Raw genomic sequence first — 18,666 nt, 5'->3', positions numbered from 1 at the left:
CCTTCATTTGGCTAAAATAACAATTGTTTTAGGTTCGATTTGATTATCACTTAGATTACCATAAATACAATTATAATCTTTTTCCTGATAATCAAATGCAAAACTAGAGGGATTAATATAAATAATAAATTCTTTATATTCACCACTATCTTGTTTGAGAGTATATTTTAGCATTTTATAATCTATATTTTCAACTAAAATATTTTTTTCAATTTCTTCCCTTGTTGCATATCGAAAGCATTTATTATTTTTACGTAACTGAATTATTTTCTTAATATCATCAATATCATTCTTATAAATATCTCTAAAATCCCAATTAATACAATTTATATTATCTGGGGCATTATACGAATTATATACTCCACCTTTAGTACGATAAAATTCTTGACCAGCATGAATAAATGGAATTCCTTGAGCTAATAGTGTTATGATTGTTAAATTTTTCTGACGATTTAAAATTCCTGATAACCCTTCTTCAACGTTTGATATATATAATTTATCAAAAATCGTAGCATTATCATGACATTCAACATAATTTACTGTTTGATCAGGTTTAGAATAACGATTCAAACCAGAAAGTACATTTTTAGCACGCTCAGTTTCATACAAATTCCCAGTAATAAAACCTTTATTCACTAAAACAAAATCACCACTTCCACCTTTCATGATTTCACGATATTCATCATTAAAGAAACTAATATTTAACATTTTATCATGATTATCTTGCATCGCTTTTTGATCATCTGGTAAATTAGTAGGCATATTCCAGCCCTCACCATAGATCATAAACGCACTGTCATAACTTGAACATAACTCATAAACCTGATTGATTGTAGTAATATCAATAATTCCCATCAAATCAAAACGAAAACCATCAACACCATAAAACTGCTGCCAACGTTTTGACATCTCAAGGATATATTTTCTAACCATGTATTCACCTGTGTCTAAATCATCACCACACCAGGAACCATTTGATAATGTTCCATCTGGATTTTTTCTAAAATAATAACCTGGTACCAATCTTTCAAAAGCACTAGCATTAACATCATACATATGATTATAAACAACATCCATAACTACTCTAATACCTTTAGAATGCAATTTTGAAATCATCTCTTTACATTCAATAACTCGGCTATATCCATCATTAGGCTCACTACTATAACTACCTTCAGGGACATTATATTGAGCTGGATCATACCCCCAGTTATATAATATTTCAGGGTTATTTTCGTCAACAGTTGCAAAATCATATATTGGCATTAATTGTATATGTGTAATTCCAAGTTCTACAAAATAATCCAAACCAGCACTATTGCCATGTTTAGTTTTGACCCCCTCTTCATAGATCCCTTTAAACTTTCCCTTATAGCTGCTTAAACTATTTTCATACATTGTATAATCTCGAACACTAACCTCATAAATAATTGCATCTGTCTTATTTAATAATGGTGGAAGACTACTACGATTTAAATCTATGTTAACTTTATTTAAATCTATTATCATACTGCTTAAACTATTTGAAGATGAACTATATGCATAAGGATCCAGCGCAGGGTAAAATCCTTCATGATGTCTAACTAGATATACATATTTACAATTATCAAAATCACCAGCAGCTTTTGTATAAAAAACCCCATTATCAGTTCTTTGCATTTCATAAGTATATACGCAACCACCTTTAGTAATAGATACTTTCATTTGTAAAGCAGTTGGCGCCCATACCTTAAAAGTTGTATATTCCTTATAATAATGATTTCCTAAATCATCTCCATCATAATAGTTTTGCTTTAAAAAATCATGATCATAAACAAGGTTTGTATATTGTAAAGTCTCTGATAATCCATATGCATCAACAATTTGATAAACACGACAAAAATCTATTTCAATGTCATCGAAATAGTAATGTACAAACTGTTCTTCTACATATTTACCTGAAATTCTTATTTCTTTTAGATTATTGTTACTTAAATCTCGTAAATAAAATCTTGGGCTATTACCTTCATAGTATTTTTTTAAGAGTAATACTTCTATTTTTTTCAAAGCAACCATTTGTGCAATCATTCTAACGGCACTTTTTTCCATAATTTCACCCCATTTTTCTACCTCATTATAGCCTATCTTCTTAACTAAGGCAATGCAATAAAACTTACTTATTTTTCTTTTTTTATATAATTAAAATAATAGTTTTATTATGCAGTAATTTAAATTAAATTATACTTGTTTATAAATAATCATAACTTAAACAAAAAAGAACTAAAACTTTTTTAATAAATTAATAGTTTTAATTCTAGAATTAATATTAAAATATTTTAAGTATTACTAAACTAGATTTTTCTGCTTTAATAATACCAGTTATATTAAAATAAAGGTTTACCATCTGATATATTTATTCCTAGCTCTTTTGCTTTTCCAGCTTGTTTAAAGGGATTTACTTTTTCTACTATACCATCATGTTTAAATAGTGAACCAGTATTCTTAAACCAAAATGTTATGTTTGCATTTAAACATTGCTTGCGAATATCAAGTACCCAATCATAATTACATTCACGAGCCTGCTTACCTGTTTCACCACCAACTGTTACATGATCCACTCCATGAAGATAAGGAGTTAAATCAATCGCCTCCAAAAGTGGTGCACAAGCAATAAAACGTCGTTTTATTGGATAAGACAAAAACAACGGCAACCGATAATCAGCTAATTCCTGATTTTCAACAGTACATCCTATATTCACATTATCATATCCTGCTCCCCAGTCTTCTGGCAGTGATACAAGAAAACGATCAATTCGCTTCGTTAGAATTAGAAATTCTATATCTTTTCTTTCTTTAATGATTGCCCACACCTCTTTACGCCACTTATCTGCTTCAGGAAGAAAAAAATCAGTTGCAAAACAAGTTGCAAGTATTTTATTTCCTTTAATATTGTATTCACCTTTTTTATTCTTCCTTATTGGCCAATCAAACTTATCTGTTTTTTCAATAATATTTTGACCATAGCGTTTAGCATGTGGTCCATAGAAGTAACAATTTGTACAACCATCACTAGTTTTATAGCATCCTGTCCATGGCTCCCAGTTCATATAATTCTCCTTTTTTAATCTATCTTTTACTACGAATTAAATTATATACTACTAGCATCATTTAATTCAAACAAATTGCCCTCCGGATCTCTAAAATAAGTACAACGCATCCCCCATGCCTCAATATACTGTGGTTCACCAATAAAACTTACTCCCGCTTCTTTTAAACGTAAATAATCTTCATCTAAATCAAGAGTAGGTATAACCGCTACAATAGTATCTTTTACTGTACTATCAATATCAGGCTGTTGATAACCCTGAAACATAGACATCGCTTCCCCTGAAAAGATAGCAAAACATGGTGGTGTATCGCTGCTTACAGCAAATGAAGTATAAGGTCCATTTCTATCACCCCAAATTGCAATTAAGCCTAATTTTTTTGTATAAAAATCAAAACACTCTCCATAATTTTTTCTAACTAAAATACGAATTGTTGTTTCATTAAATTTCATTATATATTCCTCGCTTTCTATTATAAGAATATTATAAATTTAAAACTTTGCTATTTCACTGTAAAAATCAGACATATTAGTTCTATATTCTTGAGGTGTAATATTACATACAATTTTAAAATCTTTTACAAAATGAGAAACATCATAATATCCAAGTTTCTCACATATTAAAGCTAATGTATTCGTCTTTTCATTTAACAAATGAATAGATTTATTTATTTTCACTAATCTTGAAAAAGATTTCATACTCATACCTAAATGAAAGTTAAATAACCTGTTTAGATGTCTTGAACAATAAAAAGAATTATTTGAAATTTCCACAGAAGTTATAACTCCCTCCATTTTAATAATGTTTTTTATAGCTAATAAAAGTTCTTTAGGATATTGAAATTGAATATTTAATAATAGTATTTTTTCAAATTCAAATAATAATTCTTCTATAGATAAAGAAGTTTTAAAAATATTACTCAAAATATTATCTAATGATTCATCAACTAATGAAAAAGGTATGATTTTATCAGTCAATTCTTTTTGATTTATTTTTGTAAAAGGAAAAAATCCAGCTGGTTGAAATTCAATAATAAATATGACATCACATTTATTCGCTATTTCGCCTACTTTAATTGATTTTGTGGTTGGTCCAAATAAAAAACTATATACTTCATCATTGTAATTAAACAGTACAAGCGTAACACTGCCATGAGGCATTATAGTATAATCATCTGATATAATTAATTCATTAGGGAAGGTAATTGTAAAATTAGATATCAAACTACTAAGTTGTTCACATGGTAATAAATAGACAAAATCTTCTCCTTGAATAAGTATCTTTCTATTTTCAGGTATATACATTAAACTACTTTTATCTATCATTATTATTTCTATCCTTTCAAAAGATACATACTAAATCAGACATCTAATAAATGTAAAATATGTAACTCTTTTACTAATAATAGTGTTTTCATAATAGTTCACTTCTCTTATTATATTTTAATTAAAAATTTTTAAAAATAACTATGCCCAAAAGCCTCACAAAAACATAGCTTTCCTGACATATACCAAACTAAATTATAATTAATCATTTAGACTATATACAAATATAAAATTTAAATCAATACATCTTATGTTGTTATTAAACTCCGTATTTAGGTGCTCAAGGACAGAATAAAATGGTAATTTCAATACATCTTATGTTGTTATTAAACAAATTCCTATTTCTTCGGTGCTTTACCCAATCTTAAAATTTCAATACATCTTATGTTGTTATTAAACCTATAGGGATAACCACTCAGACTTTTTACAATTGGGCATTTCAATACATCTTATGTTGTTATTAAACTTGTGCAATAAGTATTATGTCGAAGCCATACTTGCGGATTTCAATACATCTTATGTTGTTATTAAACATAGATTGGCTATTGTTAATAACAAGATTTCTTGATTTCAATACATCTTATGTTGTTATTAAACAAATTGGTCGGAGTATTTTCCGTTTTGTGTGCCATTATTTCAATACATCTTATGTTGTTATTAAACAAGTGCAACCGCACCAAGACCAAGAATACTTAAAGAGATTTCAATACATCTTATGTTGTTATTAAACTACTCACTTGGCTTTTGATACTGCATTGCTCTAACATTTCAATACATCTTATGTTGTTATTAAACAAATTTCACCTCCGCTGTATATTAACAAAATCAATTGATTTCAATACATCTTATGTTGTTATTAAACATAAACACTTCTAAAATGTCTAAATCTGGATTATATATTTCAATACATCTTATGTTGTTATTAAACATTACTTGTATTTGTCAAGTATTCCTTGTATTTTTATTTCAATACATCTTATGTTGTTATTAAACTTATTGATTGTAGGTTCTATTTGTTATTCAACCAAATTTCAATACATCTTATGTTGTTATTAAACAAATAAGACAACAAAAGAACTAGTTGTTGCAGGAACATTTCAATACATCTTATGTTGTTATTAAACTTTATCATTACCATGAACGATAAAATTTTTTGTGGATTTCAATACATCTTATGTTGTTATTAAACACGAGAAGTAAAACATATGATATAAACTTTACAGAATTTCAATACATCTTATGTTGTTATTAAACTGATATTTTGCTTATTGCGCAGTTTGATAGGATGATATTTCAATACATCTTATGTTGTTATTAAACTAAGAAAGAAATTAAGGTCTTAAATTTAGAATACTGATTTCAATACATCTTATGTTGTTATTAAACTAAATTTAGATGGTGGAAGAACTACAGCAAAATTTAATTTCAATACATCTTATGTTGTTATTAAACAAGCAGTAGACAAAGTAAAGCACTTAGAGGATGTAGTATTTCAATACATCTTATGTTGTTATTAAACTAAAGAAATTTAAGGAGGAAACACTATGAAATTTAAATTTCAATACATCTTATGTTGTTATTAAACCCTAGTAAATAAGCCACTTTCTATATCCCATTATACCTCAAAACCTATATATATCAACACTTTTTCATTTTTTTACCAGGCAATTATACTTTTTTATTATTTTAAGTTAAATTCTCTTAAACTCTTACTCTCCCAATGTTTTTAAAAGATTAAGTAATAATTTTACCTGGTAAATTTATATTAATAATAAATAATAAAGAAACTGTTATATAAACCAGTTTCTCTAACTTTTTATATTTTTAAAATTTAACTTTATCTAAATGCCAAATATCATCAACATATTCTTGAATAGTTCGATCTGACGAGAAGAAACCACTTTTAGCTATATTAATTAGACATACTTTAGCCCAGCTAGAACGGTCTTTATATAAATCTCTTACCTTCATTTGAGCCTTGCAATATTCATCATAATCTGCTAAAACAAAATATTCATCATTTTTATTCATTAATTCTTCGAATATAACTCTAAATTCTTCTCTATTTTCAATAAATGTGCCATCCATCAAACTATCAATAACACGTTTTAAATGCGGATTATTATTATAAATATCCCATGCATTATAAGTACCACTATTTTGTAATTCTTTTACTTCATGATCTTTCATACCAAAGATAATACAGTTTTCATCTCCTACAAGTTCTGATATTTCAACATTCGCACCATCTAAAGTACCTAAAGTAATTGCTCCGTTCATCATGAATTTCATATTACCTGTACCACTTGCTTCTTTACCTGCAGTTGATATTTGTTCTGAAACATCAGCAGCAGGCATAATTTTTTCTGCTAAAGTAACACCATAGTTTTCTAAGAATACTACTTTTAAATATTTATTTGTTTCAGGATCATTATTTACAATATCACCAACACTGTTAATAAGCTTAATAACTTTTTTAGCAAAATAATATCCACTAGCTGCTTTAGCCCCAAAAATAAATGTTCTTGGCTCAATTCGATAATCTGGATTATCTTTCATTCTGAAATACAAATCAATAATATGTAATACGTTTAACAATTGTCGTTTATAAGCATGAAGACGTTTTACTTGAATATCAAAAATACTGTCAACATCTACTTTGATTTTATTATGCTCTAAGATGTAATCAGCTAAGATTTGTTTTCTTTCACGTTTTACATCAAGAAAACGTTCTTGTAAAGTAGTATCATCAACATGATTCATTAAATTTTCTAATTTATCAGGACTTTTAATCCACTCATCTCCAATATATTCTGTAATTAACGAAGCAAGCTCTGGATTACAATACGCTAACCAACGCCGATGTGTTACTCCATTTGTTTTGTTATTAAATTTATTTGGATACAAAGTTGCAAAATCTTTTAATTCACGTTGTACTAAAATATCAGAATGTAACTTAGCTACTCCATTTACACTGAAACTTCCAACAATCGCAAGGCGAGCCATATATACAGTACCATCTCTTAATATCATTACTCGACTTAATAATTCTTCATCCCGATTACTTACCATTTTTACATATCCAATAAAACGGCGATGAATTTCTTCAATAATTTGATAAACTCGTGGTAATAATGACTGCATCAAATCAATTGGCCATGTTTCTAGTGCTTCTGCCAAAATTGTATGGTTAGTATAAGCAAATGTTTGAGTTGTAATATCCCATGCCTCATCCCATTCATAACCTTGTTCATCAATTAAGATTCTCATTAACTCTGGAATCGCTAAAACTGGATGTGTATCATTTAACTGAATAACATTTTTTTCATGAAAATTATTCATATTTGGATAAATTCTTAAATGAGCTTTAACGATTGAGTTTAAACCTGCACAAGTAAAAAAGTATTCTTGTTTTAAACGTAACATCTTACCAGCTGGAGTTGAATCATCTGGATAAAGCATTTGACAAATATCTCTTACATTTTGTATATATTGTCTAAAGTTTTGGTTAGCTGGTATATTATCACTAGCTTCTGCTCCCCATAGTCTTAGTGTATTAGTTGTTGTCGTTTTATTTCCAATAATTGGTACATCATAAGGAACAGCATAAACTTCTTCAGCATCTACATGTTCATATTTACCTGTTGCTTCATTGTAAACGATCTTACCAAAGAATTTAACTGGAACACGATGTTTAGGTTTTCTTACCTCCCAATTAAATCCTGTTTGCATCCATTGATCAGGTAATTCTAGTTGATAACCATTTTCAATCTTTTGCTTAAATAATCCAAATTCATAACGAATCGTATGACCATGACCTGGATAAGCTAATGATGCCAAAGAATCCATAAAACATGCAGCTAATCTTCCTAAACCACCATTTCCTAATCCTGCATCTGATTCTAATTCTTCTAAATCATGAATATTGATTCCATATTCAGCTAATCCATCTTTAGCAATATCGTAGATACCAAGATTCATCATATTATTAACTAATAGACGTCCAATTAAAAACTCCATTGAAAAATAATGCATTTGTTTTTGATAATTATTACGAATCAAAGCTTTACTAGTTGCCCAATTTACAGAAGCATAATCTCTTACCATTAATTCTAATACTAAGAATTTTTCTGTAAGATGCGATTCCTCTACTGTTCTTCCATATGTCTCAATAATTCTTTTTGAAAATTCATACTTAAATTCTTCTTTTGTCTTAAACATTTTAACTCCCCTTATTTATCACTCTTACTTTTAATCGGTTTATATTCAAAAATCATACTACCAAAAGGCGCAATACACACTGGTATATAATACTCCTTATTTAATACAGATCCATTTTTAGCTTTTATAGCTCTCTTATTTACAAAATTACCACCCGTATAAATATCTGTATCACTATTTAAAATTTCTTTATAACTACCAGGATTATTTACCGGTATCATATATCCTTCATGCTTATTTTCAGTAAAATTCATTACTGCAATCAACGAATTACCTTCCATGTCTTTTCTTTCGATTGCAAAGACACTTTGGTTACTATCATCAACTACAAGCCATTCAAAACCATCAAATCCATAATCCTGTTGATACATACAAGGATATTCTTTATATATTTCATTTAATCTAATTATAAAATTATGAAATGAATCATGAATTGGATATGTCAAAATATTCCATCCCAAAGAAACCTTCTCATCCCATTCCTTATACTCTCCTAATTCATTTCCCATAAAATTCAATTTTTTACCAGGATGAATCATCATATAAGTATAAAGTGTTTTTAATTGTGCAAATTTCTGTTCATTATTGCCCCAAATTTTATCAATAATAGTACCTTTACTATGAACTACCTCATCATGAGAAAATGGCAAAATAAAATTCTCACCATAAAAATATGCCATTGAAAATGTTAATAAATTATGATCATACTTACGATAGATTGGATTTAACTTCATATATTTCAAAGTATCATTCATCCACCCTAAATCCCATTTATAATCAAAACCCAAACCACCAATATCTGGTGATTTTGTAACTCCTGGAAAATCACTAGAATCTTCAGCAATCAACATGACACCTGGATAATAACCTTTCATATGATTATTCATCCGTTTCATGAATTCATGCGCACCATCATTAATACCTGCTTCCTTGTTACCTTTCCAATATATTAAATTACTAATGGCATCGAAACGAATTCCATCAATATGAAAATATTCAGCTAAAAATCCTACACTACTCATTAAAAAGCTTCGAACTTCATCTCTTCCTACATCAAAGTATACACTATCCCATTCAGTATATCTTTGATTAATATCTGGATAATCATAAACAAAACCACCATCAAATTTATATAATCCATGTCCATCTTTTACATAATGGGCAGGAACAAAATCCATAATAACACCAATACCCGCCTTGTGACAAGCATTTACAAACTCCATAAACCCTTTGGGAGTTCCATAGCGACTTGTGATACTAAAATAACCTGTTGCTTGATATCCCCATGATCCATCAAATGGGAACTCAGTCAATGGCATTAATTCTAAATGAGTATAATTATTTTCCACTAGATATGGAATCAATAAATCAATCATTTCTTCATAAGTATAGAATTCACCATCTTCTTCTTCAGTAAAGTCTTTCTTCATTTTCCATGAACCAATATTAGCCTCATAAATATTCATAGGTTTATCAAAATTTTTAGTCTGGTTATTTAACCATTTTTTATCAGACCAGCGAAAACGCTCAATATTATAAACCTTCGAAGCTGTTCCAGGACGCAGTTCACTATAAAAAGCATATGGATCAGCACGATCTACAGTTGCAAAATTTTGTGTTTCAATTCGGTATTTATACAATGTATACTCTTTAATTCCTGGAATAAACAAAGTCCAAATACCACCATCTGTATATCTTTCCATGTAATGGTCTTTTCCATCCCAATCATTAAATTCACCTATAACCTGCACACTTCGTGCATTAGGTGCATATACGGTGAAGCGGACACCTTTTTTATGGTTATTTGTTTCAAAATGAGCACCAAAAAGTTTATACGCCTCAAGAGTATTTCCTTTATGAAATACATGTATTAAAAAATCATCGAGCATGTGTCACTCCCCCTTTTCTCTATTTAAATTAGACAATGATATTATATCATAATTTAAATATAATTTCACCATAAAAAGATAGCGCTTTCATTATCTTCTTTTGATTTATATGATGACATCTTCATTATAGCTGATTAAATAATATAAAAAAAGAAATAGCAATTGCTATTTCTCTACAGCATTTGACATTTATATATAATCATTCAACATCTTCTTTATCATTATTTTTACTCACAACTGAATCAATTAATTTAATCAATTCTAAAGCACTACGAAAATTTTCACTACGTTTGCCTTGAACCCAAGATAATGAACCTTGCCATGTATCATTCTTACAATCTTTAATATCTATAATAAAAGTTTTCTTTTCTCTATCTAACATGTTCATTGCCTCCATAGCCTATTAATAACATATTATGGTAATATTTTGGTTATATCAAAAACTTAAATAAAAAATCAATTAAATTTAATTCACTTTTAAAACTACTAATAATTTTGCCATCCATATTTTTAATGATTCCCTGCCAACAAGTATGTTGTCTGGAAGTAACAATTATATCAAAGGTAGCTAACTCACCTTTTTCTTTTATTAATTTTTCAATTTCAAATTTAATTTCAGCTTTTTTTTCTATTATGTTAGATTTTTTAAAAGAACGTTTATTTTGATATGCTCGAGGATAATTATTTTTATCAAAGATCTCATCCATTAATAAAACCATATTCGTTAAATCTTTAAAAACAAGTACTTTGGAATATAGTGGCGTATATAACCGTCCAATACAAAGATTATCTTCAATCCTATCAATACATAATCTAAAACTATTTAACGCGTAATATATTACCATCACTACTAACCTCCGATAATCTAATTTCATCAATTTTTGAATTAATTTTTACACGTTCATATTTATCAGCTTTATAAAAATTATCCAAAATTCGTTTAACTACGGATCGTGCATTTTCATCATTACAATTTGGTAATAAGATCAAATACTGTTGATTAGAATATTTAGCAAAACTGTCACCAACTCGTAGAGTTGAGTATATTGTTTGACTTAACAATGAAGAAGTACTTTCAATAATTGCATCAATAATCTCACTATTTCTTTTTATATGATCATTTGCTTCAATTGTGAGCAAGACAATATATTCACTAATTCCACTACGAATTGCTTTTCTTACATCTAATTGATAAATTTTTTTAAATGTTTCAAATGAACATTGAAATGCTCCTTTTATTTCTCCTTCAATCAGATTATCTTGTACATCAAATATTGTAGCCTCTTTAACCCGTTGACTGCTAATAATTTCTTGATATAATTCCTGTAATTCTTCACTTGGATTAATACCTAATTCATCAAACAAAAACTTCTCAGTAGCTAAATAGTGTTGTTTAGCAAGTGACATCTTATTTTGTTTAATTAACGATTTAATTAAGTAATAATGCAAATTCTCATTAAGAGAATCATAGCTTAAAGCTTTAGTACTTAATTTTTCAACACTATCATACATTTTTTGTTCTGTATATTTTTTCAATAGATATACAGCAGTCGTCATGAACATTGATTCTAAATATGTGCCCGTAATGATTACCCATTGTTCATCATTTAGCATTGGTAAAAAAGTTCCCTCATAAAGATTAATTGCTTCTTCAAATAAATCTATTCGTTCTTCATCACTTTGCGCATTTTCACCATCTGTAATCAATTTATCAAAAATATCAATATCTAGTATAATCTCTAAATCCGGATTGATAAAATAAGTAGAATTTCCAGATACTATTATATTTACTGTACTAAAAAATTTTTTTAAAATCGTTCTTAAACGATATACTAATGCTTTTAGAGCATTAGCAGGGTTATTAGAAGAATCATCAGAAAACATTATTGTTTGAATTTCCTGACTACTTAATTTTACATGATAATTCTTTAACAAATAAGACAATAATCTGGCATTCTTTTGAGAGCCAATATCATCATATGTCATTACATATTTATCATCTAATATTATTTTAAATTGTCCTAGAAAAAATACTTTTAATTTATGTTTCATTAATTTCCCCACCATCCATTAATGTTTAAAAAGCTAATTATATGCGTATTGTATCACTTTACCAATATGATTAAAAGTAAATCTTTCGATAAAATAAATCTTTATTTTATCAATAAAAAATAACCAAAATAAAAAGTTATACTGTTTTTAGTATCACTATAACATCTTATGAGTTTTTAGTTTTGATAACATACACAGTACCAGCAGCAATTGCAATAATAATAAATCCAATCCCCATTAACATAGCATAATTATCACTATCACTTTCAGTATCACCTTTTTTTGACAACGGTGTTTTTTCATCCGTAATCTCTTCTGTTTCTTGACCCTCAGTACCACCAGCTGTATTTCCTGCTGGATTATTCTCTTCAACATTTCCTTGATTAACACCATTAGTACCAGTAGCATCTTGCCCTGGCCCTGATACCCCACCAGCAATAATTACTACATCATGTTGAGTGATTGTTTCAACTTCACCACTAGCAGTTGAAACATAAATAAAAGTAATCTCTGTTCCTTTTTTATCTACTTTAACAGTTTTAGTAAGCTGATCGACAGCATAGCCATCAATATTAATAGCATTTTCTGCCACTATGATACCAACATTACTAGTAACAACCTTTTGTGTTGCTAATTCATTTCCAAAATCATCAACATATCTAACTCGATAAACTGCTTCATCGATAATCCGTTTATATTGAGCAACGTAGTTAGCACTTTTAGTAATTCCTGATTGCTTTACAGTATAATTCCAACCGTTAAAATAATAACCATCTTCAATCTTTAAATCAGCCGCTAATGTATCTGGGGTTACAGGTAAACTCTGATTCATTTCTACCATTAGATTCTTACTAGTAGTACCATCTTGATAAACACCTTTAGAACCTGATTTAAAAGAAATTTTATATTCTTTAATTGCATAAGCAGGCACTATTAAAGTCAGTATTACTAATAAAGCTATTAAAAGAGAACTAATTAATTTCAATGAATAATTTATTTTCTTTTCCATCATTAATTCTCCTCTCTTCGTTTATATTTTATAAATACAATGACACTAGCTGAGATTATTAATAATCCCCCCATAATTATTAATGGGGCATTATCACCAGTTTTCACATATTCAATTATGCGATTAATAATCGTCTGTTTATTTGCCATTGTACTTTCTGGTGTACCAACTAAAAAATTTAATTGAATTTGTCCATCTTTATTTTGATATGAATTTTCAGTTGAATCCCCATCTAATGATAAACTAACAGTAACTAAACATTCTTCATCTTTCGCTAATTGAGCTAATTTGATCTTATTATCATCAGTAAGATATTCTTGTCCAACACTATTACCAGTTCCACCAATTACAGTAGAAAAAAACACTTCATCATCACGAGCAATATAAAATTCATATACCGCATCTTGATTACCTTTTTCTGCAATATTATCAAGAATCTCAGCACTCATGAAATAATCCATTTTATCATAATGATCATTTTTTAATCTAACAGAAACTTTACGAGTCTCTCCAGGCATCATATCTTCAAATCCTTGACTAGTACCCTCTTGTGTAATAAATTTCCCAGAATCACCTTCATACGTAATTAGTGTATCATCCTGAGCATAAATCGGACCACTTGACAACATCAGAATAAAGATAGATAACATCATTGTAAATATTCTCTTTTTCATCCTAATCCCTCCTATTGTTCCACGATTCCAGTAATTATATTATTATCATCAATTGTAGCATCAACACCCCATTCGGCTAACATTGCCTCTTTGCCAGCTACAACCTGAACTCCTTCAGCAAAGAAATCAATATGACAACTATAACCAGCATAACGATTAGAATTTCCTTCAATCTTAGGAAGAATCTTAAAACCTTCAATAAAATTACTACTTAAATCACCAGTATCTAATGGTAAACGATAATAAAAATAAACTACTTCACTATCACTTTGATCTTCCATCATAATCCAATTATCATCACTACTAATAAGTTCAATCGCTGATGGTTTAATTATCTGCTCACTATCTTTTTTTCCATCTTTTTGCCAATAGCGATTTACTGTTACTCTTACATAAGCAGATTTTGAACTATCAGCTGCTTTTATAGCTACCTTTTCATCAATAGTTGTACCAGGTACTACTTTACCATAATCAAAACCAAGTATTCCATCTTCAGATTTAATTAAATTTCCATCTTTACTTATTTGAACTAATTCAATATCTAAATTAGAAGTACTCACATTTTTAGTTGTATCTGTACTATTAACAATAGCAGCATATGAAAAGACAGATATTCCAAGTAATACTACACACGCTAATAGTGTTATCATTCTTTTTTTTGTTTTCATTATATCACTCCCTACTCTACCTATATTACTAACATAATTATAGAGCTTTACAGTCACATACTAGTCACGAGACTATATTATAAAACATATTTCTTTAATAATAAAAAGAAGGCCAAAGCCTTCTAAATAGATTACTAATTTGCAGCTTCGATATCAACATTACCCCAGCTTGTAATATGACCGTCAGTTAAAGTTGGAGTAAAATTATCAGCTTGGATCAATTCACCCTTAACAGTAATTGTAATTTTTACATTTGCCATTTCATTACCCCAGCTAGATGGGAAAGTTACATTTTTAAAAACATAAGCTGTCTTAGAATTCTCTTGAGTTAATTTAGTATTGTAATATACATATCCATCTTCTGCTACAAACCAACCTTCAGCATTATTGTAATCAAAAGTAAGTTCATTTAATTTTGCTTTTTGCTGCTCACTTAATTCACTACTATCCCCATTAACTCCACTAACACTGATCATAACACGTGCATAAGCATCTTCTGATTCTTGATCAAGTACTAAATATGGTTTTTTAGATAATTCTTTACCTGGTGTAATATTATCTTCATATTCTAAACCGTCTTCTGTTTTTGTTACATTTTCTTCATCTGTATCTTCTTCAAGATTACCATCAACTTTACCTAATGTTACAATGTTATTTTTAGTATCTGTATCTGTAAAATAAGCTAATGACCCTCCTACAACCATTACCCCTACAAGAGCTAATGATGCAAGTCCTAATTTTAATTTTTTGTTCATTTCTATTTTCCTCCTAAATATTTATAATTATTTTGCTAATTTAACTAATTCTGCAATTGCTACATCTTTATCTAAATTTGCTTGTACAGCATAACCATGAAGAACGATATCAAATGTAGGTAATTTTAAATCATTGATTACGTTACCATTTTCATCAACTAATACTTCTGATTCACTAATAAATGTATTTTCAGTTACTTTTATTTTAGTTGATTCAATTTTATTACCATTTTCATCTAATTCATATTTATAAACTGTTTCTTTATCACTGCTAGTTGTATAATATTTGTAAACTCCTGTATTAATTTGAACAGCATCGAATAATGGTTTTGCAGATTCTCCTGCTTTTACTACTGTATTATATACATAGAATTGTGATTCAGCTTCAGTCCATTTATTATCTTCAGCACCAATATTCATACCTTCTGCTAATTTAGTCACATCTATAGGATCAGTATATGCTCCATTTTCATCTGTATAGAATGTACCATATTTAGCATTAAAATCTGCTAAAGACATTTCTACATCACTACCTGTTGTTTTATCGATTACAGAAACCTTTAATCCTACCCAAGCATCTTGTTTACCAGTAAGTTCAACAGTTGGGTTTTTATAAGTTGCATCTCCTGGTAAAAAATCATTCCATCCATTTTCACCATGTTCCCATTCTGTTTCGGTTGTTTCACCAGTGATATTATCAGCACCAGTAAATCTATTTACTTTTTCCCCTGTATCAGCTGTTAAATATGCGAATGTAAATCCTACTGCGATTGCAAGTACTAATCCTATACTTGCTAATACTTTAAAATACTTTTTCATTTTCTTTTCCTCCGTGTATTTTTATATTGAATTCTTTTTACAAACATAATATATCCTAATATGGTCACGTAGCAGTCACACAGTTGTTAAATATTATTTTTGTTTTAAAAAAGTTATAGATAAATCTTTATATATATCAATATCATTTTTACTTTTTTGTACATAAAAAACTTTTCTACTTTTAAAACCTACTCCAATGTTGTCTTACATTAGATATCTACAATCTAAATATATGATATTCAATATATTAAAAGATGTAGTATGTACTCCCTTTGTAACAATCTATTGTTCTACTAGTCCTTTGACTACTGAATACTCGATAGCTATAACATCATTTACTAACCCCTTAAGCTTTCTTTTTCTTATTCCCTTATACTTATTATTTTGTAAACGAGTCAATAAATTTCTCCCACTTAATTTGTCTTCGCCTGCAGATTTTAAATATAATCCCTTATTATTTTTCATTCTTTCCTACTGTATCAACAAAATATCCTCTTGCACAAAATTTCCAGTTTTCATATTTTTACGTCAATCAAAAATCATTAGTGACAATTTATTCTTCAGCTCTCTCATAAATTTTGAAATTAATTATTTTAACGCTATCTCTAACAGCAGATGAATATAATTCTCCTTCTTCTGGTTTTCTATTTATCGGTGTTTTTATAGTTAACCTTATATCATATCTCAATTTATTGTATATTACTATTCTTCTGTATTTTGGTACTATTAAAATATGTAATAAACTTTTTGTGTCTTTCATGGATTTGTTTCCTCGTCATTTTGTAGTTGTCAGGCTACAACCATTTTATCACGAAGAGGCCTATTTACTCAGACGCTATAACTACGCATATAGCACATGATATTTTGTTTTAAAAACCAAAAATCCGAAAACTATAATAGTTCTCGGATTTTAAATTACTATTTTTTTTGGACTTCATTAGTAAATATAGACGCAATTTCTTCATTTGACAAATATGTTTCCAATTGCCATGCTTCAACTGCTGAACTATATTTAGTCCCTGATCCATTCGCAGACACACCATCAACCAAAACTTCTAGTTCAAAATGAGCACCCTCAGGTATTGTTCCAGTATATGCTACACTATCTATCAATACTTCACTAATAGCATTAGGCGCTAAAGCTTTTTTATAGAAATAATATGTTTCCCCTGCAATTTCCTTTGCTACCCAATTATTTGAAAGAGCAAGATTATATTGGATCTCATTTATGTCTATATTAACTGCCACAGTTTCTCCCGCATGATTTTCACCTTCATTATATACAAATGATGGTATTAACCTAATTCGAACATAAGTATTTGTTGTTGGATAATCTATTCTATCAACATTCATGACTTGAATTTGTTTTAAAACTGGCGTAGAAGAAATTACTGGCAGCTCAAGTCCATCTCCTGTTTCATATAAATTATTTTTATTACCATTTTCAATTACCGCAACATTTACTTTACCATTACTACTAAACTTGTTTGTTTTACTGCCTACATCAGCCTTTAATACTGCCATAGTCACTGCTACAATCGTTAAAGTACAAGCAACAGCAGCAATTACTCCTTGTTTATAAGTAAACTTTTTATTTTTTTTCACTCAAATTTCCTCCCTTACCTTTACCCTTTTTATCAGATGATATCCAATCAGGAATAAACGTTAGTAAGATCAATACTAATATAATCGTTACTAACAAAATCATACCAGATTTAGTAGTTGCATATGTTGCAATATAACCTAAATACGGAATTACAAATTTTGGCATACCCACAACATTTTCATACTTCACTGCATCTCCATCATTAGAATTATTAGCATCACCTTTAGTGATATAATTCCCTTCATCATTAATTTCAACTACTCTATGTGTAACTAAAGTAGTATCATTAATTTTAAATGTAATTGCTTTACCTACCACAATATCTTCTTTAGAAACATTATGATCAACAAAAATCAAACTCCCAACAGGATAAGTTGGTTCCATACTTCCAGATAAAACAGCAGTTGGCTGAATATTAAATGCTTTAGGAACAAATAAGATTCCTGCTAAAGCAATTAAAATTATAAATATAAATGTACTAATAATATTAAATATCTTTTTCATATAAACCCCCAATATATCTTTTATCTACCAAAATAATATCAATTATCTGTCACATGGT

The 18,666-nt window shown here is 28.7% G+C and carries 18 protein-coding genes and 1 CRISPR repeat array; all 18 genes read right to left on the bottom strand.

Annotated features, from left to right (window positions below; all coding sequences use genetic code 11):
- Positions 1-3: 3 nt before the first annotated feature.
- The 18 genes from pulA to ACLR9T_RS02645 all read right to left on the bottom strand — a co-directional run bounded on the left by pulA (position 4) and on the right by ACLR9T_RS02645 (position 18,608).
- A complete protein-coding gene (gene pulA / locus ACLR9T_RS02730; protein WP_413108002.1) occupies positions 4-2,088 on the bottom strand; it encodes a type I pullulanase in 2,085 nt (694 codons plus the stop codon).
- A gap of 275 nt (positions 2,089-2,363) precedes the next feature.
- Complete coding sequence (locus ACLR9T_RS02725) at positions 2,364-3,086, bottom strand: DUF5131 family protein (RefSeq protein WP_413108001.1); 723 nt, start codon at positions 3,084-3,086, stop codon at positions 2,364-2,366.
- 41 nt (positions 3,087-3,127) lie between these two features.
- Positions 3,128-3,538 (bottom strand): VOC family protein, encoded by a 411-nt coding sequence (locus ACLR9T_RS02720; protein WP_413108000.1) that lies wholly within the window; start codon positions 3,536-3,538, stop codon positions 3,128-3,130.
- 39 nt (positions 3,539-3,577) lie between these two features.
- Entirely contained in the window at positions 3,578-4,411 is an 834-nt protein-coding gene (locus tag ACLR9T_RS02715) for a helix-turn-helix domain-containing protein (protein ID WP_413107999.1), read from the bottom strand.
- Between the two features lie 235 nt (positions 4,412-4,646).
- Positions 4,647-5,996: direct repeats of the CRISPR family, unit length 30 nt; unit sequence ATTTCAATACATCTTATGTTGTTATTAAAC.
- Between the two features lie 239 nt (positions 5,997-6,235).
- Positions 6,236-8,632, bottom strand: coding sequence for a glycogen/starch/alpha-glucan phosphorylase (locus ACLR9T_RS02710; RefSeq protein ID WP_413107998.1), 2,397 nt, complete (start codon positions 8,630-8,632; stop codon positions 6,236-6,238).
- Positions 8,633-8,643: 11 nt separating this feature from the next.
- Positions 8,644-10,521, bottom strand: coding sequence for a 1,4-alpha-glucan branching protein GlgB (gene glgB, locus ACLR9T_RS02705; RefSeq protein WP_413107997.1), 1,878 nt, complete (start codon positions 10,519-10,521; stop codon positions 8,644-8,646).
- 199 nt (positions 10,522-10,720) lie between these two features.
- Complete coding sequence (locus ACLR9T_RS02700; protein ID WP_413107996.1) at positions 10,721-10,903, bottom strand: hypothetical protein; 183 nt, start codon at positions 10,901-10,903, stop codon at positions 10,721-10,723.
- A 49-nt stretch (positions 10,904-10,952) separates the two neighbouring features.
- Positions 10,953-11,366, bottom strand: coding sequence for a hypothetical protein (locus tag ACLR9T_RS02695; RefSeq protein ID WP_413107995.1), 414 nt, complete (start codon positions 11,364-11,366; stop codon positions 10,953-10,955).
- Positions 11,341-12,573 carry a BTAD domain-containing putative transcriptional regulator gene (locus tag ACLR9T_RS02690; RefSeq protein WP_413107994.1) on the bottom strand — a complete coding sequence of 411 codons (1,233 nt, stop codon included), beginning with the start codon at positions 12,571-12,573 and terminating at the stop codon, positions 11,341-11,343. The genes ACLR9T_RS02695 and ACLR9T_RS02690 overlap by 26 nt, the downstream gene beginning before the upstream one ends.
- Before the next feature lie 166 nt (positions 12,574-12,739).
- Positions 12,740-13,582, bottom strand: a complete 843-nt coding sequence (locus ACLR9T_RS02685) for a MucBP domain-containing protein (protein ID WP_413107993.1) — start codon at positions 13,580-13,582, stop codon at positions 12,740-12,742.
- Positions 13,583-13,584: 2 nt separating this feature from the next.
- The gene (locus tag ACLR9T_RS02680; protein WP_413107992.1) at positions 13,585-14,256 is read right to left on the bottom strand and encodes an LPXTG cell wall anchor domain-containing protein; all 672 of its coding nucleotides are present in this window, start codon (positions 14,254-14,256) and stop codon (positions 13,585-13,587) included.
- Positions 14,257-14,267: 11 nt separating this feature from the next.
- Entirely contained in the window at positions 14,268-14,924 is a 657-nt protein-coding gene (locus ACLR9T_RS02675) for a hypothetical protein (RefSeq protein ID WP_413107991.1), read from the bottom strand.
- Between the two features lie 134 nt (positions 14,925-15,058).
- Entirely contained in the window at positions 15,059-15,679 is a 621-nt protein-coding gene (locus ACLR9T_RS02670) for a SipW-dependent-type signal peptide-containing protein (protein ID WP_413107990.1), read from the bottom strand.
- 27 nt (positions 15,680-15,706) lie between these two features.
- The gene (locus tag ACLR9T_RS02665) at positions 15,707-16,498 is read right to left on the bottom strand and encodes a hypothetical protein (RefSeq protein WP_413107989.1); all 792 of its coding nucleotides are present in this window, start codon (positions 16,496-16,498) and stop codon (positions 15,707-15,709) included.
- Between the two features lie 282 nt (positions 16,499-16,780).
- Complete coding sequence (locus ACLR9T_RS02660) at positions 16,781-16,963, bottom strand: hypothetical protein (protein ID WP_413107988.1); 183 nt, start codon at positions 16,961-16,963, stop codon at positions 16,781-16,783.
- 88 nt (positions 16,964-17,051) lie between these two features.
- Positions 17,052-17,258 carry a hypothetical protein gene (locus ACLR9T_RS02655; protein ID WP_413107987.1) on the bottom strand — a complete coding sequence of 69 codons (207 nt, stop codon included), beginning with the start codon at positions 17,256-17,258 and terminating at the stop codon, positions 17,052-17,054.
- A gap of 158 nt (positions 17,259-17,416) precedes the next feature.
- On the bottom strand, positions 17,417-18,103 hold the full coding sequence (locus ACLR9T_RS02650; protein WP_413107986.1) for a hypothetical protein: 687 nt from the start codon (positions 18,101-18,103) through the stop codon (positions 17,417-17,419).
- Entirely contained in the window at positions 18,090-18,608 is a 519-nt protein-coding gene (locus ACLR9T_RS02645; protein ID WP_413107985.1) for a signal peptidase I, read from the bottom strand. Before ACLR9T_RS02645 ends, ACLR9T_RS02650 begins: the two co-directional genes overlap by 14 nt.
- Positions 18,609-18,666 lie beyond the last annotated feature (58 nt).

It is taken from the genome of Thomasclavelia sp. (assembly GCF_047249845.1).
In the GTDB taxonomy this organism is placed as follows: Bacteria; Bacillota_I; Bacilli_A; order Erysipelotrichales; family Coprobacillaceae; genus Thomasclavelia.
This window is presented reverse-complemented; position numbering and strand designations above follow the sequence as displayed.